At 47.5% G+C, this 22,970-nt stretch carries 24 protein-coding genes and 2 pseudogenes; 14 read left to right on the top strand and 12 right to left on the bottom strand.

The genetic code is table 11. The features are described from left to right. Positions 1 to 14 precede the first annotated feature (14 nt). The gene (locus AC1S5B_RS05985; RefSeq protein WP_482034772.1) at positions 15 to 2,303 is read left to right on the top strand and encodes a DEAD/DEAH box helicase family protein; all 2,289 of its coding nucleotides are present in this window, start codon (positions 15 to 17) and stop codon (positions 2,301 to 2,303) included. 118 nt (positions 2,304 to 2,421) lie between these two features. Here AC1S5B_RS05985 and AC1S5B_RS05990 read toward each other — a convergent pair. From AC1S5B_RS05990 to AC1S5B_RS06000, 3 genes and pseudogenes are all read right to left on the bottom strand, one after another. Next, a pseudogene (locus AC1S5B_RS05990) lies at positions 2,422 to 2,523 on the bottom strand (XRE family transcriptional regulator); the annotation flags it as partial. A gap of 15 nt (positions 2,524 to 2,538) precedes the next feature. Then, a complete protein-coding gene (locus AC1S5B_RS05995; protein WP_482034773.1) occupies positions 2,539 to 2,835 on the bottom strand; it encodes a DUF3181 family protein in 297 nt (98 codons plus the stop codon). 34 nt (positions 2,836 to 2,869) lie between these two features. Beyond that, a complete protein-coding gene (locus tag AC1S5B_RS06000) occupies positions 2,870 to 3,178 on the bottom strand; it encodes a 2TM domain-containing protein (RefSeq protein ID WP_482034774.1) in 309 nt (102 codons plus the stop codon). 273 nt (positions 3,179 to 3,451) lie between these two features. Here AC1S5B_RS06000 and AC1S5B_RS06005 point away from each other — a divergent pair, with 273 nt between their 5' ends. Beyond that, positions 3,452 to 3,970: a hypothetical protein gene (locus tag AC1S5B_RS06005; RefSeq protein WP_482034775.1), complete on the top strand. Its 519-nt coding sequence runs from the start codon at positions 3,452 to 3,454 to the stop codon at positions 3,968 to 3,970. A gap of 14 nt (positions 3,971 to 3,984) precedes the next feature. Here AC1S5B_RS06005 and AC1S5B_RS06010 read toward each other — a convergent pair whose 3' ends face one another. From AC1S5B_RS06010 to AC1S5B_RS06025, 4 genes are all read right to left on the bottom strand, one after another. After that, positions 3,985 to 4,344: a Spx/MgsR family RNA polymerase-binding regulatory protein gene (locus AC1S5B_RS06010; protein ID WP_482034776.1), complete on the bottom strand. Its 360-nt coding sequence runs from the start codon at positions 4,342 to 4,344 to the stop codon at positions 3,985 to 3,987. 195 nt (positions 4,345 to 4,539) lie between these two features. After that, positions 4,540 to 4,644: an IS1-like element transposase gene (locus AC1S5B_RS06015; protein ID WP_482034777.1), complete on the bottom strand. Its 105-nt coding sequence runs from the start codon at positions 4,642 to 4,644 to the stop codon at positions 4,540 to 4,542. A 206-nt stretch (positions 4,645 to 4,850) separates the two neighbouring features. Then, positions 4,851 to 5,174, bottom strand: coding sequence for a DUF1825 family protein (locus tag AC1S5B_RS06020; RefSeq protein ID WP_482034778.1), 324 nt, complete (start codon positions 5,172 to 5,174; stop codon positions 4,851 to 4,853). 117 nt (positions 5,175 to 5,291) lie between these two features. After that, the gene (locus AC1S5B_RS06025; RefSeq protein ID WP_482034779.1) at positions 5,292 to 6,233 is read right to left on the bottom strand and encodes a J domain-containing protein; all 942 of its coding nucleotides are present in this window, start codon (positions 6,231 to 6,233) and stop codon (positions 5,292 to 5,294) included. A gap of 400 nt (positions 6,234 to 6,633) precedes the next feature. Here AC1S5B_RS06025 and AC1S5B_RS06030 point away from each other — a divergent pair, with 400 nt between their 5' ends. From AC1S5B_RS06030 to rsmG, 3 genes are all read left to right on the top strand, one after another. Beyond that, positions 6,634 to 7,059, top strand: a complete 426-nt coding sequence (locus AC1S5B_RS06030; RefSeq protein ID WP_482036602.1) for an SHOCT domain-containing protein — start codon at positions 6,634 to 6,636, stop codon at positions 7,057 to 7,059. A gap of 93 nt (positions 7,060 to 7,152) precedes the next feature. Continuing rightward, positions 7,153 to 7,686: a ComEA family DNA-binding protein gene (locus AC1S5B_RS06035; RefSeq protein ID WP_482034780.1), complete on the top strand. Its 534-nt coding sequence runs from the start codon at positions 7,153 to 7,155 to the stop codon at positions 7,684 to 7,686. A 148-nt stretch (positions 7,687 to 7,834) separates the two neighbouring features. Next, entirely contained in the window at positions 7,835 to 8,671 is an 837-nt protein-coding gene (gene rsmG, locus AC1S5B_RS06040; protein ID WP_482034781.1) for a 16S rRNA (guanine(527)-N(7))-methyltransferase RsmG, read from the top strand. Here rsmG and AC1S5B_RS06045 read toward each other — a convergent pair. Further along, on the bottom strand, positions 8,613 to 8,975 hold the full coding sequence (locus AC1S5B_RS06045) for a response regulator (RefSeq protein ID WP_482034782.1): 363 nt from the start codon (positions 8,973 to 8,975) through the stop codon (positions 8,613 to 8,615). The two genes, rsmG and AC1S5B_RS06045, sit on opposite strands and share 59 nt — an antisense overlap. Positions 8,976 to 9,149: 174 nt before the next feature. Further along, positions 9,150 to 10,103, bottom strand: coding sequence for an aldo/keto reductase (locus tag AC1S5B_RS06050; RefSeq protein ID WP_482034783.1), 954 nt, complete (start codon positions 10,101 to 10,103; stop codon positions 9,150 to 9,152). 129 nt (positions 10,104 to 10,232) lie between these two features. On the opposite strand from AC1S5B_RS06050, the gene AC1S5B_RS06055 reads away from it, so the two are divergent. After that, entirely contained in the window at positions 10,233 to 11,669 is a 1,437-nt protein-coding gene (locus AC1S5B_RS06055; RefSeq protein WP_482034784.1) for a BCD family MFS transporter, read from the top strand. 44 nt (positions 11,670 to 11,713) lie between these two features. Here the strand turns inward: AC1S5B_RS06055 and AC1S5B_RS06060 are convergent, their stop codons facing one another. Beyond that, the gene (locus AC1S5B_RS06060) at positions 11,714 to 12,793 is read right to left on the bottom strand and encodes an ISAs1 family transposase (RefSeq protein WP_482033858.1); all 1,080 of its coding nucleotides are present in this window, start codon (positions 12,791 to 12,793) and stop codon (positions 11,714 to 11,716) included. Between the two features lie 86 nt (positions 12,794 to 12,879). Further along, positions 12,880 to 13,959, bottom strand: coding sequence for an ISAs1 family transposase (locus AC1S5B_RS06065; protein ID WP_482033858.1), 1,080 nt, complete (start codon positions 13,957 to 13,959; stop codon positions 12,880 to 12,882). Positions 13,960 to 14,059: 100 nt separating this feature from the next. Between AC1S5B_RS06065 and AC1S5B_RS06070 the strand changes: the two genes are divergently transcribed. The 7 genes from AC1S5B_RS06070 to AC1S5B_RS06100 all read left to right on the top strand — a co-directional run bounded on the left by AC1S5B_RS06070 (position 14,060) and on the right by AC1S5B_RS06100 (position 20,439). Beyond that, positions 14,060 to 14,740, top strand: a complete 681-nt coding sequence (locus tag AC1S5B_RS06070) for a Uma2 family endonuclease (protein WP_482034785.1) — start codon at positions 14,060 to 14,062, stop codon at positions 14,738 to 14,740. Next, positions 14,737 to 15,564 (top strand): inositol monophosphatase family protein, encoded by an 828-nt coding sequence (locus AC1S5B_RS06075; RefSeq protein ID WP_482034786.1) that lies wholly within the window; start codon positions 14,737 to 14,739, stop codon positions 15,562 to 15,564. Before AC1S5B_RS06070 ends, AC1S5B_RS06075 begins: the two co-directional genes overlap by 4 nt. 40 nt (positions 15,565 to 15,604) lie before the next feature. Further along, positions 15,605 to 16,114, top strand: a complete 510-nt coding sequence (locus AC1S5B_RS06080) for an inorganic diphosphatase (RefSeq protein ID WP_482034787.1) — start codon at positions 15,605 to 15,607, stop codon at positions 16,112 to 16,114. Positions 16,115 to 16,315: 201 nt separating this feature from the next. Further along, positions 16,316 to 16,723, top strand: a complete 408-nt coding sequence (panD, locus tag AC1S5B_RS06085) for an aspartate 1-decarboxylase (RefSeq protein WP_482034788.1) — start codon at positions 16,316 to 16,318, stop codon at positions 16,721 to 16,723. Next, on the top strand, positions 16,710 to 17,612 hold the full coding sequence (locus AC1S5B_RS06090) for an MBL fold metallo-hydrolase (RefSeq protein WP_482034789.1): 903 nt from the start codon (positions 16,710 to 16,712) through the stop codon (positions 17,610 to 17,612). The genes panD and AC1S5B_RS06090 overlap by 14 nt, the downstream gene beginning before the upstream one ends. A 2-nt stretch (positions 17,613 to 17,614) precedes the next feature. Further along, on the top strand, positions 17,615 to 17,998 hold the full coding sequence (gene gloA2, locus AC1S5B_RS06095; RefSeq protein WP_482034790.1) for an SMU1112c/YaeR family gloxylase I-like metalloprotein: 384 nt from the start codon (positions 17,615 to 17,617) through the stop codon (positions 17,996 to 17,998). A gap of 236 nt (positions 17,999 to 18,234) precedes the next feature. Continuing rightward, positions 18,235 to 20,439 carry a PhnD/SsuA/transferrin family substrate-binding protein gene (locus AC1S5B_RS06100; protein ID WP_482034791.1) on the top strand — a complete coding sequence of 735 codons (2,205 nt, stop codon included), beginning with the start codon at positions 18,235 to 18,237 and terminating at the stop codon, positions 20,437 to 20,439. Positions 20,440 to 20,531: 92 nt separating this feature from the next. Here the strand turns inward: AC1S5B_RS06100 and AC1S5B_RS06105 are convergent. Beyond that, a pseudogene (locus AC1S5B_RS06105) lies at positions 20,532 to 20,837 on the bottom strand (IS4 family transposase); the annotation flags it as partial. A 657-nt stretch (positions 20,838 to 21,494) separates the two neighbouring features. Here AC1S5B_RS06105 and AC1S5B_RS06110 point away from each other — a divergent pair. Continuing rightward, complete coding sequence (locus AC1S5B_RS06110) at positions 21,495 to 22,970, top strand: HlyD family type I secretion periplasmic adaptor subunit (protein WP_482034792.1); 1,476 nt, start codon at positions 21,495 to 21,497, stop codon at positions 22,968 to 22,970.

Below are 22,970 nucleotides of genomic sequence, written 5' to 3' on the forward strand. Positions count from 1 at the left end.
AGGTTTCCAGTACCATGCAAACGGTTCAAGTTGGATACTCAGGTCAGATTCAAGTCAACACAGGCGATAATCCTAGAGAACTCTACGCACACCAAAATGAGGCAATCAAGGCACTGAATCAACAAAATAAGTCTTCATTTGAGGGCTTGTTGGTGTTGCCTACGGGTGGCGGAAAAACTCTGACAGCGGTTCATTGGTTACTACGCAACTTTATTGATAAGCGCAAGAAAGTTTTATGGATCGCTCATCGGCATGAGTTGCTTGATCAAGCATTTGAGACTGTAAAATTTAGTGCATATCCATCATTGCTGAATGATGTCGAAAAATTTAGGTATCGGGTGATTTCTGGTCATCCCAAGCACGATCGCCCGGTTAATATTCAACCCACTGATGACATCATTATTGCCAGTAAAGATAGCCTCAACGGTGGACTAAACTATCTTCTAGACAATTGGGTCGAACATTCTGATGAAATTCTTTTGGTAGTTGATGAGGCGCACCACGCAACAGCTAAAACCTACCGCAAATTAATCGACAATATTAAAGAACACCTTACAAAGAGAGGAAAGGCAAACGGGTTTAAGATGTTGGGCTTAACAGCAACCCCATTTAGAACAGATGAAGGTGAGAAAGGATTACTTAAGAAGGTTTTTCGCGATGACATCATCTTCTCAGAACACCTGAGAACGTTAATCACCAGAGGAATTCTTGCCGAGCCAGTTTTTGAAAGCTTAGAAACACAACTAGATTTTTCTAGGGAGTTGACTAACAAAGACATCAAAGCGATCGAGGCTTTTGATAAGCTACCAGAAAAAATCGCTAAGAAAATTGCCTTGTCTGGTCTTCGTAATAAGCGAATCGTCGATCACTACGTTGAAAATCGAGAGAGGTATAAACCACTTTTAGTTTTTGCAATTGATGTTGATCATGCGATCGCGTTAAATGCCGTGTTCCAAAGTAGGGGGATTAATTCTGATTTTGTGGTGGGAAAGCTTGTAGATTTGAATACAGGAGCTACAATTTCAACCAAGGAAAACTCAGAGAAAATTAAGCGATTCAGAGAAGGTAAACTCGAAGTACTTATTAATGTTGAGATATTAACTGAGGGAGTCGATTTACCCAACGTCCAGACTGTTTTTCTGACTCGCCCAACGACTTCTACAATTTTAATGACCCAGATGATCGGTAGAGCTTTGCGTGGACAGAAGGCAGGAGGCACTGAAAAAGCTTATGTCGTCAGCTTTATTGACAATTGGGAAGACAAGATTAACTGGGTAAATCCTGAAAAACTAACTGGAGATGAAATAGATTTTCCTCCTGACACAGAGACTAAAACAATGCAGACGGTTGCTCGGCTGATCTCAATTGAGATCATTGAAGAGTTTGCCCGCATGATGGACAATTCCATCGATACTACTGTTCTGGAAAAATTAGACTTTCTAAAGCGAATTCCGGTTGGAATCTATCGCTTCTCTATTCTTGAACCGTCTGAATCTGGTGAATCTGCTGCCAAAAACTATGATGTGCTTGTATATAGTGATCCAGAAGAAGCCTATGATAGCTTCGTCAATGACTTAGAGTCTGTGTTCTACGATGTTGATATTGAGAATCGAGAAATCTTGACCACAGAAGAACTTGATTATCTAGTACAACAAACAAAAGAACTCTACTTTCCTGATCATCCATTCCTGCTTGGTTATAGAGATGCGGATATCAAAAATATTCTACGCTTTTATGCTCAAAAAGAGATAGAGCCAGAATTTATTGCCTTTAGCGAACGTAGAAAGTGCGATCTATCAATTGTGGCAAGATACATCTACGAAAAGGATTTGACGCTTAGACAAGTAACTGAATATCTCGCTTCTTTATGGAACGACAGCAAAACTTTTTGGCAAGTTTTATTTGGTTATAACTACTTGTATTTTAAGAAGCAGCTAGACGTTGAAATCAATAAATTACTCGGAGTTTATCCGGATCTGAAAATCACTTCACCGATCGTAATTGATGACACAGTACCGCTAGAAAGTCTTTCACTTTTTGAAATTAGGGAGAGAGACCCAGCCGTGTATAGAGATATTAAGGATGATGTGTTCGCTAGAGCAACCGACAAACCAACTGGAATGATTCGCTGTGCCATAAGTGGTTTTGAAAGCCAAAGGCGGCTATATTTTCAAATTGACCACATTAAGCCAATGTCAGAAGGTGGTTTAACCACACTAGAGAATCTCCAAGTGTTGTCGCGTGAAGCTCATACAGAAAAGACTCGGTTAGAAAATCAAAAAAGGAGTGAGTTGAATACTTGAGCAGTCTCGCCGTGTAGCAATTGCGGTCAGAGCGGACTGCTTAACTTCGAGTAATGGCAAGCGATTAAAAGTGACTCAATCAGACAGTCACAATTCTTGTCTGAGCTTGAATGTCTGATTAAGGCTTGGGAATGACATGAATTTCCACATCGCTGTTCAACGCATTTAAGAATTGGAAGAGGCGTTTAGCTGAGAACCTAGAGAGTTTGCCATGCAAGAGCGCAGAGCGATCGCGCTACAGATTCCGCTGAAATTCTTCTAGCAAATCCATCAGGTTAACTTGGCACTGCATCGGTAGTAAATCAGCGAGGGGAACTTCCCGCTTGCCGCCGCCTAACTTTACTGAAATTCCTTGCAGCAGCTTCAGCACCTTATCTTCTGAAAGCTCATTATTTGCCAACAGTGGATAAAGTTGCTCTGCTAGCACGGTATGTAGATTGGCATTGGACAGATAAAGGTGCCACTTTGCCACATCGATATAAACTTTATCGCCAATCTCGGAAGCAAGGGCATCGATCGCTTGACTAGCCATAAGCAACTCCTTAAAAAGTAAAATCAACTATCAGTCACGACTTAGAACCAAAACCAGTTCCCGATTTTTTGGGTGGATTTGGGTCGGGATACCGAGCGATCGCAAAGATAAACACGCCATGCGCCAGTAACGCCAGCGCCCAGCCAGCGGTAATCCACGGAGTCCCCGGTATGCCCCCCGGAATCGCCAGTTCAGAGGTTTTTTCGCCAAAAATTCGGAAAAACCAGAGTCCTGAATTGATTGCGCCAAACGTTGCGACATGGGTCGCAAAGGTCATCCGGTCATCTAAGCGGCGAAATTCAGGATCTTGGCGATCGGGTTTACGAGACCAACGAGGAGGCATAAAGCTTAGTGATAAAAATTTAATTGAGTGCTTCTTCTAAAGTACCGAATAACGGGCGGCAGAAATAACAATCAATGGGTGGAAATTTTGAAAATTGATGTGAAACCCCCAAAACAGCGTAAATTAGTCGCCTTTATGAGCGTTTGGCATCGAGATTGACGTGAGATGCTAAGAGATCTTTAAATGACACGCATAGATATCCCAGCAGAGGAATAAGTGAGGTTAGAATGCAAGCAGGTCGCTTTAATTCACCCTCACACCACCTTATTTTTTGTGTCCATTTTACGACGATTTTTTCGGAAATCTGCGTTGGGGCACCGCTCCTCTCACTTAGTCATTGTGGTTTTTCCCGATGAAGGAATGGTGTTTCAAGCTTATCGATTGCTGCATTGTCACGGCATCTCCCCAGAAAATTTAGCAATTGTCGGTCAAGGCTATAGCAGTCCTGATCGAGTTGGATTGATTAATCCCTGGCAAATTGTAATCCGTAAGGCGATGATGACTGCGATCGCAGCGGCAGGGGTTGGAGTGCTGATTGGCTTAGCGATCGCCCTATTTAAGGGTTTGCATCATGATCTGCCCTTGATGTTGCCAGCCTTTGGGTTGCTCAGCGGTATATGTGGCGGCATGATCGGCACAATCTTCGGCATCGTGGGTGAAGGATCAACCGCTAGTGTCTATCGCCATCACCTCCGGCAAGGACGCTATTTGCTGATGATGGAAGGGTCTGAAAAACTTGTGCGCTGGGGACAGGAAGTATTGAGCTACTATTCAGCCCTCAGCCCTCACTAAGCTGGCGATCGCAACTAGCCAATTCCTAACTTTTGGCGAATCACTTCATCTTTATCTCGAAAACCCACCAACACGGCTGCATCCTCTTTGACAAACAGCGGACGCTTGAGCAGCATGGCATCCTTGGCAAAGGCTGCTACCCATTGATCCTCTGTCCAGTCATCTTTTTCAGCCCCCAGCGATCGATAGGATTGCCCCGACGTATTCCGCATCGGTTTAGAACCCAGCACCTCAACCCAAGCTTGAATCATTTCTTGATCGGGCGGCTGTTCTTTAGTGTCAATAAATTCGTATTCCACGCCATTATTTTTCAGCCATGCGATCGCTTTTTTGCAGGTGCCGCAGTTGGGAATTCCATAGACCTGAGTAGACATAAAAAATTCCTTTGGTTAAAAATATTATTTGGTATTCCACTGCCGTTTCATACGTTCAATGCGATCGCGCAAGCTTTCGTTGGATATGCGGGAATTGAGCCGAACGCCTCATTTTCATCGGCTTCTGCTTCTGTATCCTGCTACTGGCAGAGCTTGACGATACTTTGAGCGGGTTCTAGTTCAGCAAGTTTAGCTTCATTCACTGCTTTGAGATGACGCTCCTTTTTTTAACTCCTCAATCACGGTGGTCGGGCTAATGTGAAGCACACGGGCAGTATCTCGGGTGCCGCCACCATTCATCGCCAGATCATTGAGGACAGTGAATCGCCTCTAAAACCATACTTGAGTCTCCGCTATGGTTGGTTCCTCTACCACAGTAATCTTTGCTATCGAAAACAATAAGTTTGAAACATTACCCCGCGAATTGTCACACATTCACGCTGGTGCAGAAGTTGGTTAGTCGCAGGACAGAATTAAAGTTGAATTGTAGTCTCGACTCAAATTGGCTACAGGGTTTTTTCGAGTTCTGCTTTCATGCGTTCTAAGGTCAGGTTCATTTGGTCAAACATTTGTTGAGGAGTCATCCCAAATTGACCCAATTGAGTCCGCAGTTGTTCAACGGTCATTTGCGCCATGAAGTCTTCCGATAGCTCGAAGCGTTTCATAAAAATCTTGTAGCGATCCATCATGGCTTCCATCTGGTCGATGAACATTTTTTTGCCTTCGCGATCGAACTTCCCGTAGCTACCACCAAGCTGCATGAGGGATTGGTAATCCTCAAACAACAGCTTTGCCTCTTGTTGAACAATTTCAGAATCAAAAAATCCCATTACTTTCAACCAATTTTTAATAAATTCAGAAAAGCAATGTCTCTGAATGTGGCTATGGTCATTATTTTAGAGCGATCGCCGACCATTGGTTAAGTAGGGGTTTCACCACTCTGCTGGTTATTTACCCGATCGCAGAAAGCCAAATAATCCGCCGCGCTTTGGGTCGGAAGCAGCTTGCTTCACCTCAGCTTTCTTACCATTGGTTGGGACTGTCGGAGAAGCCGGAATCACAATGCCTGCTTGAGGGGCGTATTTAATCACTAAAGGATCATTAGGATCTAGCGCCAATGCCCGCTTTAAGTGCGCTCTGGCGTAGCCGTGATTCTTCTGTCGGAGGTAAGCCACCCCTAAGAGGGAGTGATATTCACTCTTATCGCCCTTAAGCCTGATGGCATCCCGGAGTTCATTAACCACTTCTGTCCAATTGCTATTGCTGGCATATTGTTTCGCCCGCCGATAGTGGCGTTGGTCATAGCTTTCAGTTGCCACCTCAGGCGTAACCGGGGTCGGTGTAATGTTAAACGGTTTTGCCTCAGCAGCGGCAATGATGCCAGAACGCTTTTCTCGAACGCCCATGTTGCCCAACTTAAGCTGAAGATAAACCAGATTTAGCTCACTCAGTTGATCGGTTGTCGCTTCAAATTGGTCGATGTCTTGATATTGAGCTTCTGCCAGTTTGGCGATCGCTTGCTCATAAAAAACATCCACTCCACTGACAGGATGATCCAGTAGCTGACGAGCGATACTACTTTGAGGCGCGATCGCTCCATTTCGCTTATTCGATAGACGCACTTTAATCCGAAGATTGGCAACGCTTTCATTACGTCCCTTTTCTAGCTTCAACTCTTTATAAGCAGGGTTTACTAAGCTTGCCAGCAGTTGGGTCGCCAGTTCCTTTGCGTCTCCCTCTAGCCCGAAGCGATCGGGATGCAGCAGTTTAGCAATATCTCGGTAGCGTTTAAGCACACGATTGTTGTCTGCTGTCACCGCAACGCCTAGGACAGCATAAGGATCAGTAAACTTTTTCGTCCAGTCAAGAATAAGCGAACTTTGCGACATCGAAAGACAGCCCTAGCAAGATTAGGTCAATTTTGAAAGTAATAAACTCTCAAAACAAACAACTCATATTAGAATAACGATCCTTGAGCAAATGCGACATCTTCATAAATCAGACTTAGTGGATCGCAACTATCAGCCAAGCAATCCCTGATATAAAAATAGTTAAGTTGTTCACAACTACGAATTGGCAACGCACAGATTGAAAACGAAACGGATGTAGATTGTGGATTAGTACAGATTTGGAAGTGGGCTAAGTAGATTTACCCCTAATCTAATGTACTGGACAGAAATTGTCTTAACCGGATGGGTTTTATGAATCCTTAGTATAGTCTTTGTCTGACTTTAATAAAGTCAGCGATAAAATAAATGCAGTTGCCTAGGTTAAGCAATAGAAGGAGTGATGTACGTGTGGCGATCGCCCCGCTGGAATGGCATTTTGAGTCAGCCAAGAGATCGAAAAGTTGCTTCTTTGCTGGCGTTAGCTGGCATGATTGCCCCCATTTCAGGGTTTCACAAGTTTTACCTAAAACAACCCCTCTGGGGAACGTTGTATTTAATGCTATCGTGGACTCCTATTCCTCGGATCGCGTGCGGCATTGAAGCGGTTTGGTATTTATTTCAAGATGCAAATGAATTCGATGTGCGGTTTAATGCTGAAGTTCCGTCATTCAATGCGGCAACGCGCCCGTCTTCAACTGTTGACCCCACTAAAATTAGCGCGATCGCTGATGCCATTCGTCAGCTTGATCAACTCCGTGCCGACGGCTTAATTTCAGAGTATGAATTTGAGCAGAAGCGACGAAAACTGTTAGACCATATTGAATAGCTCATTTTAGATCTGAAATTAAGCCTAGGAAGTGCTGAAGACACAAAGGCATCTCCACTCCTTTACTTTTCTACCTTTCTTATCCTGCTTCCCATGGCTTTGCGTGACTGGCTTGTGAATGTAACTCAATCTCAATCGATTCGTGCCCGGATTTTAAGCGATCCCTATTATCGATTTCAAACGTTTGAAGAATTGCAATTGGCTGCAAGCTTAGGCATCCAAATTGATGTGAATCAAGCTGGAGTCGATGATTGGTTGCGGTTACCCGGTTTATCAATTCATCAGGCGCGATCGCTGGCGGAGCTTACTCAGTCTGGGGTTCATCTCCATGCCTTAGAAGACATTGCAGCGGCATTGGGGCAACCCGTTCAACGGCTCAACCCTCTAAAACCAGTGCTATTGTTTTGCTATTACGATGAAGATAGTCTGCATACGATTCGACCGATTAATGTCAACACGGCATCGGTGGAAGCGTTGATGCGAATTCCCGGTGTAGATACTTACTTAGCACGGATTATCGTCCAAAATCGTTCTCCTCATCCCTATCGCAACCTAACTCACCTAAGACAGCGGCTTTCTCTGTCGAGTGATACAGTTGCTAAGCTTCTGCACTACCTGAAATTTTAAAGGGTTCGGGTTTCAGGTTTCGGGTTTCAGAGTTCGGGTTTCAGATTCATATCTAGACCCCTGACCCCTGACCCCTGACCCCTGACCCCTGACCCCTGACCCCTGACCCCTGACCCCTGACCCCTGACCCCTAGCCCTTCTAACATTTGTGTCTACTCCCCCCTCGCCATCTACTCTGCCCGATTTTCCTGACCTATGGCAAGAAACCTTAGGCTGGCAGCCTAGTGTTGCCCAAAACAGTTTATTTCAACGGCTTTATGAAGGGATTCTGGAAGGCAACCAGCAGCTTAATTTAACTCGAATTACCGACCCTATAGAGTTTTGGGAAAAGCACCTGTGGGATTCACTGAGCGGGATTAAGTCGTATCTCCAGGCACCTAGCGAACTTCTGACACCCGACACCGGACACCCGACACCTTACCGCGTCATCGACATTGGCACAGGCGCAGGTTTTCCCGGATTACCGATCGCGATCGCCCAACCCAACTGGCAGGTCACCTTACTGGACTCTACCCGCAAAAAGCTTGATTTTGTCAACCAGTTGCTAGAGCGTTTAGATATTACGAATGCCACGACCTTAGTAGAACGAGTGGAGCAGATTGGACGCGATCTCGCTCATCGAGAACAGTATGATTTGGTGGTAGTTCGAGCCGTAGGCGCAGCAGCCATTTGTGTGGAGTACGCTTTGCCATTGGTGAAAGTGGGTGGATTAGCGGTGTTGTATCGAGGGCAGTGGCTTGAGGAAGAAGAAAAAGAGCTTATCCCAGTGGTAAAGCTGTTGCTGGGCGGTGAGTTAGAGCGAGTCGAGGCGTTAAAAACACCGATTACTCAGGGCGATCGCCACTGTGTACATATTCGTAAGGTTGCCCCAACTCAAGCTCTCTATCCTCGCGCTGTAGGCATTCCCGCCCAAAAGCCATTAGTACTCACTTCAGCAATTTCTTCACCACGTCGATCAAATCTGGCGGATGATACGGCTTCGTAACATAGGCATCTGCCCCTTGCTTCATACCCCAATACACATCAAACTCTTCACTTTTACTAGTACACATGATTACAGGAATGTGCTTAGTGTTCGGCTCGCTTTTCAGCCAGCGGCATAGCTCGTAGCCATTTTTGCGCGGCATCACAATGTCTGTAACAACTAAATCCGGGAGATTTGCCTGAATTTTGGTGATTGCCTCTTCGCCATCGATCGCCTCCACTACGTCGAAGCCACTTTTTCGGAGTTGCTCTGAAACCATTTGCCGCACAGTGAGGCTATCATCCACGATTAAAACTGTATGCATAACTCCCAACTGGCTAGTAATTCAGGGCAGAGACGGTTTAGTTCAGTTTAGAGGAGGAACAGAGGTTCGTCTATGACAGATTGTGCCACCCAACAAACCCCGCTGCATCAAAACTGTAGTTCTGAGTTTTGAGTTCCAAGGTGATAGTCTCTCGCCGCACTCCATACTTTTCCATCAGGTACGAGTCAACCGATCCAATTGCTCTACCTCTTCTGGGGTTACGCTCCACCCGATCGCGCCGGCATTTTGCACCGCTTGGTCGGCATTCTTAGCACCGGGGATTGGCACGACGTTGCCTTGAGCAATTAGCCAATTCAGCGCAACTTGGGCGGGGGTGCGTTGATGAGCATCAGCGATCGCCTGTAAAGCATTGACCAAAGGGGCGATTTTTTCCAATCCACTCTGGTTGAATCGGGGATCAATTCGCCGTGCCCCTCGCAGCGTTGGCGCTGAGTCGGGGGTATATTTGCCTGTGAGTAAGCCTTGCGCCAGGGGACTGTAGGCAAGAATGGCAATGTCTAATTCCCGCGCTGCATCCATCACGCCATTGGTTTCAATCTGGCGGCTCAGCAGGGAATAGAGCACTTGGTTTACGGCGAGGGGAATGCCTCGTGCCGCCAAGAAGCTGTGAGCCTGCCGCATTTGCTCAGCGGAATAGTTGCTGACCCCGATTGCCCCAATTCTGCCTTTGTCCACTTCATCCGCCAGGGCGTTCATTAAGGTGCGCTGACTCATCAAAAAGTCGAGGGGCCAATGCACTTGGTACAACGCCACGCGCTCAACTTGAAGCCGTTGTAGGCTAGCGGTGAGGGTGTCTGCGATCGCCTGAGCGTTGAGCCGCCAAGGGAGGGGAAAGTATTTAGTAGCAATTTGAACGGGTTGGTCGGTTTGCTTCAGGAACTGCCCAATCAGCCGCTCCGATTCGCCCAAGCCATAAATCTCTGCCGTGTCGAAAAAGGTAATCCCCGATGCCACAGCCGCATGAAACGCTTCGCGCACTTGCTCGGCTCCGTAGTCTTTGCCATAGCTCCAAAACAGGCTATCGCCCCAAGACCAGGTTCCAATGCCGATCGCGGGTACGACCAATCCATCTTTGCCCAAAGTAACGGTTTGCAGAGTGGTTTCCATGGCGATCGCCCTCCAATATGTAACTTTTTCTTTACACTTCTAGTGTATTCCGTGGCTTCCTGGTTCGACCCTTCCAATTCCTTTTAATCTAGAAACTGGTGGCAATATCAAACCTGGTTTAGAAGAAGTATGGCAAGCAGCAATCTATCTAGTTCACAGCCGGATTCACCACTGTCGTTTAACGAGTCGGCTCCTGTTTCCACCATCACCCTGCTGACGATGTTTCGGTTGGGACTTTACCAAATGGGGCTGGGCATGATGTCGGTGTTGGCGTTGGGCGTGATGAATCGGGTGATGATTGGTAACTTGGCGATTCCTGCCACGATCGCAGCGGGGGCGATCGCCATGCACCAGTTTGTGGCTCCGGCGCGGGTTTGGTTTGGGCAGCGATCGGACAGTAAACCAATATTGGGGCACCATCGCACGGGTTACGTTTGGATTGGCACAGCGATCTTTGCGGTGGTTTCATTTCTGGCAGTGCAGGTGATGTGGCAACTGGGCGGTGCGGTTCCTGGCTCTGGCGCATTCTATGGCTGGACAGGAATTTTGGGCTTGACTTTTGCTTTCTATGGCTTGGCACTCAGCGCTGGATCGACTCCGTTTGCGGCGTTGCTGGTGGATGTGTCGGATGAGGGCAACCGCTCCAAACTGGTGGGGGTGGTGTGGTCGATGCTGATGGTCGGGATTGTGATTGGAGCGATTTTGATTAGTGTGCTGCTGAAATCGGTGACCAACGATACGGCCATCGCAGTGATGCAATCGTCAATTAATCGGGTGTTTGTGATTGTGCCCGCGATCGTCGTGGGGTTGGCAGTGGTCGCAACCGCAGGCATGGAAAAGAAATATTCGCTCTATCGGTTGCGGTCTACCGTCAGCGATCGCGAAGACAAAATCACCTTTGGTCGAGCCTTGCGCGTATTGACCGCTAGTCGCCAAACCGGAATTTTCTTTACCTTTCTGCTGGTCATGACCATTAGCCTGTTCATGCAGGATGCCATTTTGGAACCCTACGGCGCGAAGGTGTTCAATATGGAGTTCTCTAAAACCACGCTGCTCAATGCCTTTTGGGGAACAGGCACCCTAATCGGTATCAGCACTACAGGGTTTTTGATTGCGCCCCGACTTGGCAAAAAGAATACCGCTAAGCTCGGCTGCCTCTTAGTCGCAGGTTGCTTTATTTTGCTGATCTTGGCAGGGTTTACCGCAAACGAAACCGTGCTGAAAACAGGCGTATTTCTGTTTGGCTTGTGTTCTGGCGTAGTCACGACGGGCGCGCTTAGCCTAATGCTGGATCTGACGGCGGCAGAAACCGCTGGCACCTTTATTGGCGCGTGGGGGTTGTCTCAGGCAATGGCGCGGGCTTTGGCAACAGTGGCAGGCGGCACGGTGCTGGATTTGGGCAACAGACTGTTTAACGTGCCCATGTTTGCCTATGCTTTGGTATTTGCAGTCCAAGCCTGCGGCATGATCTTGGCGGTCTATTTGCTCAGTCGCGTGAATGTGGCGGAGTTTCAGGCAAATGCAAAACAGGCGATCGCCACCGTCATGCACGGCGAGTTGGATTAAATCTGATCACACCTACTTCCCCCCATAATGGAAGCAGGGCTGATTCATTGGCAGAAGGAAAATAGGCGAGGGATATCATGAGCAACCTGTCGAATCGCCTGAGTCAAAGAGTCAAACCCATGCTGCCGGAAGAGATTAAGGGCAAAGGTTCGCACAATTGCCATATTAATCAAAGCGTGACCCTCACACAGTGGAGTCGTATCTTCTTGAAAGACCACATCTTTACACCAGTGGAGGCGATTCTCAATGTGCCAATGCTGCCGGATACGACGGGCAAACTCGGCGGCATCGGTTGCCAGCGAACTGATATAAAACACCGTCTGTGAAACGGGTATGCCTGCTCTTAGTCCGGTGCGTTCGACCCGAATCACTCGTTTAAGAGCGACCCAACTTGGGTCAATGGTGGCACTTGGCTCCAATACACACACACGGCGTTGGGTTGAGCGATTGCGCGTCCGCTCTGAGTCCACGTGACAACTGAGGGGAGACGAGTGTTCAAACTGCTGCTGGATTTGGGCTAATAATTTGGGTTGATTCCCTTTGATGGCAATTAAGTAGTGGTTCTGACTGGCTATAATTTGCTGAACTGTTTTTTTTTTGGCGTGCAGGGCATCAAAACTAAAACACACCCCTTGCAACTGAAGGTGCTCCAACAAGGTTTGTACCGTTACAATTTCACTACTCGTTTTGTTGTGCATGGATTGCACCCCAACGACCAGTCCCAGTCGAGTGCTGACCACCGACACCACACTGACAAAATCTTGATACGCCTGGTCGTAATCTCTCAGACTGACTCGGATGCTCTTGCCGTCAACGGCACAAGCGGCTTGCTCTTCCAGCTCAACCGTTTCCTGTGCCCATTGATTGAAAACCTCGGTTAACGCCTCAAAGTCCACTCGCACCAAAGCGCGGCGAATCGTCGAGTAGCAGGGTAACCGCTCATAGGGCACTTCGAGTACCCCTAACAATTGGGTTTGATGGCGCTCCACAAAGCACGCGATCGCTCGATACCCCACACACCCGCTCATCGTTGCCATCAGTACCAGCAACAAAATCACCCACAATGGATACTGGGGTTGGGTTCGATAGTCTCGTACTTGTTTGAGAGCATCAATCAGGCTCATGGCTAGCTAGGGGTGAAAGAGCATCACCCATTATCATTTTTCTACCACTGATGAACTAGCCCTGCCTTGGGAGGGGCAGGGCTGATTCATTGGCAGAAGGAAAATAGGCGAGGGATATCATGAGCAACCTGTCGAATCGCCTGAGTCAAAGAGTCAAACCCATGCTGCCGGAAGAGATTAAGGGCAAAGGTTCGCACAATTGCCATATTAATCAAAGCGTGACCCTCACACAGTGGAGTCGTATCTTCTTGAAAGACCACATCTTTACACCAGTGGAGGCGATTCTCAATGTGCCAATGCTGCCGGATACGACGGGCAAACTCGGCGGCATCGGTTGCCAGCGAACTGATATAAAACACCGTCTGTGAAACGGGTATGCCTGCTCTTAGTCCGGTGCGTTCGACCCGAATCACTCGTTTAAGAGCGACCCAACTTGGGTCAATGGTGGCACTTGGCTCCAATACACACACACGGCGTTGGGTTGAGCGATTGCGCGTCCGCTCTGAGTCCACGTGACAACTGAGGGGAGACGAGTGTTCAAACTGCTGCTGGATTTGGGCTAATAATTTGGGTTGATTCCCTTTGATGGCAATTAAGTAGTGGTTCTGACTGGCTATAATTTGCTGAACTGTTTTTTTTTTGGCGTGCAGGGCATCAAAACTAAAACACACCCCTTGCAACTGAAGGTGCTCCAACAAGGTTTGTACCGTTACAATTTCACTACTCGTTTTGTTGTGCATGGATTGCACCCCAACGACCAGTCCCAGTCGAGTGCTGACCACCGACACCACACTGACAAAATCTTGATACGCCTGGTCGTAATCTCTCAGACTGACTCGGATGCTCTTGCCGTCAACGGCACAAGCGGCTTGCTCTTCCAGCTCAACCGTTTCCTGTGCCCATTGATTGAAAACCTCGGTTAACGCCTCAAAGTCCACTCGCACCAAAGCGCGGCGAATCGTCGAGTAGCAGGGTAACCGCTCATAGGGCACTTCGAGTACCCCTAACAATTGGGTTTGATGGCGCTCCACAAAGCACGCGATCGCTCGATACCCCACACACCCGCTCATCGTTGCCATCAGTACCAGCAACAAAATCACCCACAATGGATACTGGGGTTGGGTTCGATAGTCTCGTACTTGTTTGAGAGCATCAATCAGGCTCATGGCTAGCTAGGGGTGAAAGAGCATCACCCATTATCATTTTTCTACCACTGATGAACTAGCCCTGCATAATGGAAGGTAGGAGATTTTATTGAAAAATAAGATGACTGAACCCGCGACTCTTAAAGCTCCAGAGGTCTTGCAAGACTCATCCCATCGGGTTGTCTTGCAAGGAGTCAGTTGGCAAACTTATCAAGCACTGCTGAATGAATTGGGAGATCGTCGAGCATCCCGATTAGCCTATGGAGATGGGGTGCTAGAGATTACAATGCCGAGCGATCGCCACGAAACCAATACCAAACTGCTGGAACGCATGATTGAAACTCTCACCGAAGAGCTAGACTTGCCAATTAAAGGGTTTCGTTCCACCACGTTAAATCGAGCAGACTTGCAACAAGGTGCAGAACCCGACTCTTGTTACTACATTCAAAACGTCGATCTAATTCAAGGTCGAACTGTTGATTTATCCCATGATCCGGCTCCAGATTTGGTGTTGGAAGTAGATATCACCAGCCCATCCACCCGCAAATTGGGCATTTATCAACAGCTTGGTGTGCCCGAAGTGTGGCGATATGTGGGACAACAAGTCAACATCTTGCAGCTTCAATCAGGCGACTATGTTTCCTGCGACTTTAGCCCAACGTTTTCCTTTGTTTCTGCGGCTATCTTGAATCAATTTTTGCAGCAAGCACAAACCCAGGACGATACGGCTTTGGTGAAATCGTGGCGAAAATGGGTCAGAGAACACATTAAATCGGCAGGAAAAGACTTGAGCCAGATATGAGCGACGATTCAACCGATTATTGGACTCACATTCTCGATTTTGCTCAAACGACAACCCATCGGGTGGGCGATCGCTTGCTGCACGATTTCGGTCAGGTGCAGGCGCAAGAAAAAGCCGATGGCAGTTTAGTGACGCAAGCGGATCAGTGGGCGGATGAGGAACTGAGGAACGCGATCGCCCAGACTTTTCCTACTCATGGCGTAGTCAGTGAAGAAGCCAAACATATTTTTCCCGAAACCGAGTGGTGCTGGATTATCGATCCGTTGGATGGCACTACCAATTTTGCCAGAGGCTTACCGCTGTGGGGGGTTTCCCTGGGATTGCTTTATCAGGGAACCCCAGTTTTTGGCTATGTTCACTTTCCATCTTTGCGACAATCGTTTCACGGGTACTGGCAGGGAAATTCTGGATTGGAAATTCCCACGGGCGCTTTTATAAACGATCGCCCGATTCACACTAGCCCCGACGCACCCAGCCCCAATCACTTCTTCACCCTCTGTGCCCGTAGCATCGCCATCCTGCAAAATCCCGTCCCCTGCAAAATTCGGATGTTGGGGGTGTCAACCTACAATTTTTTGACCATCGCAGCCGGCTGGACTCTTGCTGGAGTGGAAGCGACACCGAAAATTTGGGATATTGCCGCAGTCTGGGCGATCGTCCAAGCCGCTGGTGCTACCTGGACACCCTTAGAACCAGACCCGATCTTTCCCCTAAAACCGGGCGATAATTATAGTAAGCGGGCTTATCCAACCTTGGTTGTCAGCCAAGCCGACTTAGTGGAGATATTTTTACCGCTGACGGCATCCATTGGAGTGAAGCGGTAGGGAATGGGATAATACTAAACGTTACTTATGGAGACTGTTTGTGGATCTTTCGCGTATTCCAGCCCAACCCAAACCCGGTTTACTAAATATCCTGATCGAGATTCCTGCGGGTAGCAAGAATAAATATGAGTTTGATAAGGATATCAACGCGTTTGCCCTCGATCGCGTCCTTTTTGCCTCAGTCCACTATCCCCTAGATTATGGCTTCATTCCCAATACCTTGGGTGATGACGGTGATCCCCTAGATGGCATGGTGATGATGGATCAACCCACCTTCCCCGGCTGTGTGATTGCTGCCCGCCCGATTGGCATGTTGGAAATGATTGATGGGGGCGATCGCGATGAAAAAATCTTGTGTGTTCCCGACAAAGATCCGCGCTATGCCCAAGTTAAAACTCTTGCAGATGTAGCTTCTCACCGCCTAGACGAAATTGCCGAATTCTTTAGAACTTACAAAAATCTAGAGAAAAAAGTAACTGAAATTTTAGGCTGGAAAGATGTGGATCAAGTGCTGCCTTTAGTAGAGAAATGTATTAAGGCATACCATTAACTAAATCCTGATCCTAAGTCAAAGAGTTGAGGCTTGGTTGTTCTAAGCCTCATCCTTGTAAAGATTCGTTGCTGGCACAGGGGGCTATCGCTGCGGTCTTCACTATTTCATAGGCAAAATGGGAAATATCCAGTGTTTAATGAAGTCAAGGCAGTTGAATACATCCGCTTTTTCACTTCTTCAAAAAGAAGAAGATTAGATATGCAGCGCACGTTTTTGGTATCGAAAATTCATCAGTGTGTTTTAACGGCTGCCAACTTGAACTATGTCGGCAGTATCAGTGTTGATGAGATTTTATTGAGTGCAGCGGGTATTCTACCTTATGAGCAGGTGCAAGTCGTCAACGTTTCCAATGGGGAACGGTTAATTACTTATGCCATCTCAGCGCCTGCGGGTTCTGGTGAGATTCAGTTAAATGGTGCAGCTGCTCGTCTCGGGGTTCCGGGCGATCGCTTAATTATCATGACCTATGCCCAACTCACGGTTGAGGAGTTAAAAACTTTTTCCCCGACTGTCGTTTTAGTAGATGAGCACAATCATTTGCGGCAAGTGCATCGGTACAAAGACCTTCTTGAAACCTTACCCGTAATCGATAATGTCAGAGCTTGAATCAGCTTCCACCTTGGAGAACACCCCCAACAGCCTTGAGGAAACCCACCCTGTAACCGATTTTGAGGTGCAGTTTTGGGGCGTGCGGGGCAGCATTCCTGCCCCCGGAAGTGAAACCGTCCGCTATGGCGGCAACACGTCTTGTGTAGAGATGCGGATTGGTGGAAAGCGCCTAATTTTTGATGGTGGCACAGGGATACGAGTGCTAGGCAAATCGTTGATGTCTGAGATGCCGCTCGAAGCGTATATGTTTTTCACCCATTCTCATTGGGATCATATTCAAGGATTTCCGTTTTTTGTGCCCGCATTTGCAAAAGGTAACTGCTTTCATATCTATGGGGCGATCGCGCCCAATGGAGACAGCATGGAAGAACGGCTTCACAAGCAAATGCTGCATCCCAACTTTCCAGTGCCCATGCAGGTGATGCAATCTGACCTAAAGTTTTATGATCTTGTTCCGGGCGAGACTATGCAGTTGGGCGACATCACCATCGAAACGGGTTCGTTGAATCACCCCAATAGCGCTATGGGCTATCGCCTGACCTGGCAAGGGCGCACGGCTGTCTACGCCACGGATACGGAACACTACGCCGATCGCCTAGACGAAAACTTGCTGCATCTCGCTCGCAATGCCGACGTGCTGATCTATGATGCCTGCTATACCGATGAAGAATATCACGATCCCAAAACCCCTAAAATTGGCTGGGGTCACTCCACTTGGCAAGAAGGGGTGAAGATGGCAAAAGCGGCAGGCGTGAAAAAGTTAGTTATCTTCCATCATGACCCCAGCCACTCCGATGACTTTTTAGACCAGGTTGCCTCTCAAGTACAAGCTGTTTTTCCCAATAGCGTGCTGGCACAGGAAGGCATGATTCTTCCAGTAGTTTAGCCATGCATCTCCTTGGCATTCATCATATTGCGATCATTTGCTCAAACTACGATCGCTCCAAGCATTTTTACGTGGAGCTACTCGGTTTTGCGATCGTCCAAGAAACCTATCGGACTGTACGAGATTCTTACAAGCTAGATTTGCAGGCTGGCAATGCCCAAATCGAACTTTTTTCCTTTCCTGACCCACCTGATCGCATCAATAGCCCCGAAGCCTGCGGGTTGCGCCATCTTTCTTTTGCGGTGGCAAATTTAGATGAGTCGATAGCTGATTTGCTGGCAAAAGGGATTCCAGTGGAACCGATTCGCTTAGACGAGCTAACCGGAAAGCGTTTTACGTTTTTCAAAGATCCAGATGATTTACCGCTGGAGCTTTATGAAGCGTGAGGCTAAGGTTAAGCCCAAAAATCTTCCTCTGAGAGTTCAATATCTGGGAAGGCAATGGGGGCGATCGCACCGCACTGGAGTTCTTGTCGAGATTGCTAGGTGCCTTGGTGAGGCGATCGTGATGAGTTCTATAAGATAAATCGAGTACTGTAAACCAGATTTCAAGCTAGCCTATAATCTAGGCTAACAACCGATACAGAGCGCAAAAGTAAGCTTGAAAGGAAACCCGGCAAACCATGGCACAGTCCATCACGATTGGCGTTCTAGCAGATCGGGGCAAGCAACATGCTTTGCAAACCTGGGAACCGACCGCAGCCTATCTCACTACTGAAATTGCGGATTACAAGTTTGTCATCGTTCCCCTCAACTTCGAGCAATTTGCGACCGCAGTCCAGCAAGATAGGGTCGAATTCATTCTCACTAGCCCTGGAATGTATGTAGAGTATGAAGCCCTGCATGGAGCCAATTGTCTTGTCACTCTAAAGCACCTGCGATTGGGTGAGGCTTACACTCTATTTGGGGGAGTGATTTTTTGTCGATCTGACCACGCAGAGATTCAGGACTTGACAGACCTGCGGGACAAACACATTATGGCTGTGGCTGAGAACTCCTTTGGGGGGTGGCGGATAGCATGGCGCGAAATTGTGGAAGCGGGGATCAATCCTTACCGAGATTTCCGCAGCCTCAGGTTTGGCAATAGCCACGATGCTGTGGTGCGATCGGTGCAGCAAGGAGACGTGGAGGCGGGAACAGTTTCAACCGATGTGTTAGAGCGCTTGTCTTTGGAGGGAAAAATTGACCTAAATACCTTCAGAATCATCAACCAGCAAACCCAATACCGTCAGATTTTCCCGTTTGCTCTCAGCACTCGACTCTATCCAGAATGGCCGTTTGCCGTCGCTCGGCACACCCCCGCAAACCTAGCAGAGCGAGTGGCGATCGCCCTGCTCAAGTTGTCCGCCGACAGCCCTGCTGCTGAAGCCGCCAACTCCAAAGGCTGGACTATTCCGCTCAACTATCAACCCGTCCACGAGTGCTTTCAAGTGCTGCAAGTCACACCCTACAAAGACTTTGGTAAAGTTGCTTCCAGCTTTGAACTCGCAGTCAAAGGCTCAAACGATGGTTTGTGGGACTGGAACCTGGAAACCAACGAAGTTTTTTTTTCGGTTCGTTGGAAAGCAATGCTAGGGTATGCCGAGTCGGAAATTTCCAATCAGTTTGATGAGTGGAAAAATCGTTTACATCCAGACGATCGCGATCGCGTACTCACGACATTTCAGCAATATTTTGACGGGCAAATTACGGCTTGTGAACTAGAGTATCGCATCCAGCATCGGCGGGGAGATTACTGCTGGATACTTTGTCGCGGCACGCTGCTCCGAGATGTCACAGGCAAGCCTTATCGCATGGCAGGTTCTCACACGGATATCACTAACCGTAAGCAATCAGAAGATGAACTGCGACAATCCGAGTTGCGCTTTCGGGAACAAGCCTTACGCCTTCAGCAAACCCTGAAAGAACTCCAGCAGACCCAACTGCAACTGATTCACAGCGAAAGAATGTCGGGATTGGGGCAGCTAGTCGCCGGAGTGGCTCACGAAATTAATAATCCCATCAACTTCGTTCACGGCAACCTGAAATATCTGGAAGACTATGTTTCCACATTGCTCAATCTGGCTGAACAAATTCAGCAGCAATTTTCTCACGTTCCGCTCGAACTACAAGCAGCGATCGCGGATGCAGAACTAGATTTTCTCAAATCCGACCTGCCAAATCTGATGAACTCGATGCGACTGGGGAGCGATCGAATTCGCCAAATTGTCCTGTCTCTGCGAAATTTTTGCCGACTGGATGAAGCCGAAATGAAGGCTGTTGATATCCATGAGGGCATTGATAATACCCTGCTGATCTTGCAGCACCGCCTGAAGCCGCAACCGAATCACCCAACCATTATGATGGTCAAGGATTATGGCGATCTGCCGCTGGTCGAGTGCTACCCTGGGCAGTTGAATCAAGTATTCATGAATATTCTCAGTAACGCGATCGACTCTCTAGAGACGCTTTGCCTAAACCGAAGCAAGGAGCAGTCGTCCGTTAATTCGCCCTTGTCCTTGGTCCATAGCCAAAAACAAAAAACAAGCAACTCCCTTCCACTACCCACTCCAAGTATTTGTATCCGAACTGAGGTTCTCGACTCAAACCATATTGTGATTCAAATATCTGACAATGGAACCGGAATGGCAGAGGAGGTCAGAAAGCGAATTTTCGATCCTTTTTTCACCACAAAACCCGTTGGGGAGGGAACGGGTTTAGGGCTGTCTATCAGCTATCAAATCCTTGTAGAGCTACATCGTGGGCAAATAATCTGCGAGTCTACTCCGGGTCAAGGAACCACATTTCGGCTTGAGATTCCGATTGTTCAAAAATCTAGTCATCCTTAACCTGTAAGAAAATTTGAATCGTCAAGCAGTCACCACAATATCGGAAAGGCAACCCCTTCATGCACGATGCCCAACGTCAAAATGTTGTACTAGTGGTTGCCGAATTTCCAGGTTGTCCGGTCTAACCTCAACACCCAGCCAGAGGGAATCTGAATTCCACTCACCACCAGGTTGGCAAGTGGGGTGTAATCGAGGTCAAACCCTCGAAAAAACGCTGCAACCACTTTATAGTTCGATTGGGGTAACGCCCTGCCACCAAAGCCTAAACACAGGTCGCTCAAGTTCACGGTTTTAACTTTGAGCAAGGCTAACAAGAACAATGCCAGAAATGAAATCCTCGCTCCATGCCAGTTCAATTGGGCTTGGAGGACTTGCTTTAATTCGCTATATTGAACCACAGGGTTTCTCATGAGTGTGGTAATTCTGATGAAACCCTACCCTGCTCATCTCTTCAAGCGTTTTGGTCCCGTACTGAGGTTCTTTTCAGTTGTTGAGTTTACTAGAACGGTGAGTGGGGAGCAAAATCTGGGCAATTAATTGCCTCTTCTGTTAACGCTTTAGACGGATGTACTGTACATTTAAGCTGATAATTTTTTGTAAAAAACCGACAGTTTGAGCAAGGAATTTGGTGCATTCTTTGCGTCAGCATCGCTGCATCTCTCACTGCAATCCATAGATTCCAACCCATTAGCAAAACAATCAACCAAGCCACCACAAAGCAAAATGGAACCAAAAATGGCTGAATTGTTTCAATAATTGGTTTGAGACTCTGAAGCACTGTAATTACCAGTTAATAAGAAACCAATAAGTATATGGACTACCTGCATGAATCCAGTAGCTTCTCATAGCAGGCGAACTCTGACTTATATTTCGACTGAGCAATGTTTGCCTGCCATAAATGATCCTCCCTAATCAGCGTGGGAAAAATTTATTCAACGAAGCATTAAGCCTCTGTAATAATTAATGCCCAATTCAGCACAATTTGGGTATGTCTAAAGAAAGATTGGCTACCCTAGTAGAGATACATCTCTAATATATTGCCCTTATATTCTCCCATGAAAGTATCTATTAACCCTGCATCATCTAACCCTGCATCATCTAACCCTGCATCATCTAACCCTGCTCAATCTCGGCAAGTTCGGCAACAACTAGCAAACCCAGATGAGTCTTTAACTTACGAGTTGGGCAAAGCGGTTCAGGAATTACCGCCGCTCTACACTCGCTTGCTAGCAGGCACTATTAGCGTGATGGTTTTTGGAACGATCGCTTGGGCGTACTTTAGCAGAGTTGATGAAGTGGCTGTGGCACAAGGTGAATTAATTCCTTCTGCCCAAGTGCGACCAGTGCGATCGCTGGGGGGTGGCACGATTCAGCAGGTGTATGTCAAAGAAGGCAAGAATGTTAAAAAAGGCGATGTTTTGCTAGACGTTGAGCCGGAAAAAACGAAGGTTATCGACGCGGATATTGCCCGTCTCGAAAAATCTTCTAAGCTGATTCAAGAGGATCTCAATCGCTTGGAAGCAGAGCGATCAGGGAATGGGCGTGCTGGAACTGCCATTCAAGATGAATTTTTGAACGCTCGCCTCAAAGCATTTGATGAACAAAAAGCCGGCGCGGAAGCGGAAGCAAATCAACAAACTGCTGCGATCGGGGAAGCTAGAACACGCCTTTCTAGGCTGGAAGAAAATTTGGTCAATGCTCAAGAAAATCTGCGAAACGCCGGGAAGAATTTAGAAAATGCGAAAGAGCAAGAAAGAGGATTACGAACCTTGCTGACAGACAAAGCAGTTCCTCGGCTGGAATACATTCGGGCGAAAGACAACGTTACCAATGCCGAAGATAAGGTTGTTTCAGCCCAAGATAAAGTTGTTTCAACCCAAAAAGAACTTGCAGGACAGCTAGACCGCATTCGCCAGTCAGAGCAAGGCTATCAAGCAGCAAAAAGTAAAGCAGATGGGCTTGCCTCTCAGCGCCAAAGCGAAATTCTAACCACGTTGACCAAACGAAAAGAAGAAATTGCCTCGACGAAAGGGCAGCTAGAACAATCTAGAAAGCAGCGTGAATTGTCGAAAATTACTGCACCGGTTGACGGCACGGTTTATTCGGTCAAAGCAACCAGAGGACCGGTGCAACAAGGGGAAGAACTGCTCTCAATTTTGCCGAAAGGAGAAGAAGTTGTTTTAGAAGTCAAAGTCTTGAATCGTGACATTGGCTTTATTCAAGCGGGGCAAAAAGCAAAAGTGAAAATGGCGACATTTCCTTTCCAAGAATTTGGCATTGTTGAAGGCACTGTAGTCAAGGTTAGCCCCAATGCGATCGTGGAAAAGGATCAAAATGGGCAATCTCAGGGACCTGTTTTTCCGACTCGTATTCAGTTAAAAAAACAGGCGATCGACGTTAACGGCAAGAAAGTGGAACTAACCCCAGGGATGTCAGCAACTGGAGAAATTGTCACGCGCGAAAAATCAATCCTAACGTTTTTAGTAGAGCCTGTGACCCGCCGATTTAGCGAGGCATTCCAAGTGCGCTAG

The sequence above is a fragment of the Leptolyngbya sp. CALU 1928 genome (genome assembly GCF_056784215.1).

Excerpts from the sequence above, each read along its gene's own strand:
- AC1S5B_RS05985 (WP_482034772.1), top strand. The coding sequence starts at position 15 with ATGCAAACGGTTCAAGTTGGATACTCAGGTCAGATTCAAGTCAACACA.
- AC1S5B_RS05995 (WP_482034773.1), bottom strand. The coding sequence starts at position 2,835 with ATGGCTAGTCAAGCGATCGATGCCCTTGCTTCCGAGATTGGCGATAAA.
- AC1S5B_RS06000 (WP_482034774.1), bottom strand. The coding sequence starts at position 3,178 with ATGCCTCCTCGTTGGTCTCGTAAACCCGATCGCCAAGATCCTGAATTT.
- AC1S5B_RS06010 (WP_482034776.1), bottom strand. The coding sequence starts at position 4,344 with ATGTCTACTCAGGTCTATGGAATTCCCAACTGCGGCACCTGCAAAAAA.
- AC1S5B_RS06015 (WP_482034777.1), bottom strand. The coding sequence starts at position 4,644 with ATGAATGGTGGCGGCACCCGAGATACTGCCCGTGTGCTTCACATTAGC.
- AC1S5B_RS06020 (WP_482034778.1), bottom strand. The coding sequence starts at position 5,174 with ATGGGATTTTTTGATTCTGAAATTGTTCAACAAGAGGCAAAGCTGTTG.
- AC1S5B_RS06025 (WP_482034779.1), bottom strand. The coding sequence starts at position 6,233 with ATGTCGCAAAGTTCGCTTATTCTTGACTGGACGAAAAAGTTTACTGAT.
- AC1S5B_RS06030 (WP_482036602.1), top strand. The coding sequence starts at position 6,634 with ATGTACGTGTGGCGATCGCCCCGCTGGAATGGCATTTTGAGTCAGCCA.
- AC1S5B_RS06035 (WP_482034780.1), top strand. The coding sequence starts at position 7,153 with ATGGCTTTGCGTGACTGGCTTGTGAATGTAACTCAATCTCAATCGATT.
- AC1S5B_RS06045 (WP_482034782.1), bottom strand. The coding sequence starts at position 8,975 with ATGCATACAGTTTTAATCGTGGATGATAGCCTCACTGTGCGGCAAATG.
- AC1S5B_RS06050 (WP_482034783.1), bottom strand. The coding sequence starts at position 10,103 with ATGGAAACCACTCTGCAAACCGTTACTTTGGGCAAAGATGGATTGGTC.
- AC1S5B_RS06055 (WP_482034784.1), top strand. The coding sequence starts at position 10,233 with ATGGCAAGCAGCAATCTATCTAGTTCACAGCCGGATTCACCACTGTCG.
- AC1S5B_RS06060 (WP_482033858.1), bottom strand. The coding sequence starts at position 12,793 with ATGAGCCTGATTGATGCTCTCAAACAAGTACGAGACTATCGAACCCAA.
- AC1S5B_RS06065 (WP_482033858.1), bottom strand. The coding sequence starts at position 13,959 with ATGAGCCTGATTGATGCTCTCAAACAAGTACGAGACTATCGAACCCAA.
- AC1S5B_RS06070 (WP_482034785.1), top strand. The coding sequence starts at position 14,060 with ATGACTGAACCCGCGACTCTTAAAGCTCCAGAGGTCTTGCAAGACTCA.
- AC1S5B_RS06075 (WP_482034786.1), top strand. The coding sequence starts at position 14,737 with ATGAGCGACGATTCAACCGATTATTGGACTCACATTCTCGATTTTGCT.
- panD (WP_482034788.1), top strand. The coding sequence starts at position 16,316 with ATGCAGCGCACGTTTTTGGTATCGAAAATTCATCAGTGTGTTTTAACG.
- AC1S5B_RS06090 (WP_482034789.1), top strand. The coding sequence starts at position 16,710 with ATGTCAGAGCTTGAATCAGCTTCCACCTTGGAGAACACCCCCAACAGC.
- gloA2 (WP_482034790.1), top strand. The coding sequence starts at position 17,615 with ATGCATCTCCTTGGCATTCATCATATTGCGATCATTTGCTCAAACTAC.
- AC1S5B_RS06100 (WP_482034791.1), top strand. The coding sequence starts at position 18,235 with ATGGCACAGTCCATCACGATTGGCGTTCTAGCAGATCGGGGCAAGCAA.
- AC1S5B_RS06110 (WP_482034792.1), top strand. The coding sequence starts at position 21,495 with ATGAAAGTATCTATTAACCCTGCATCATCTAACCCTGCATCATCTAAC.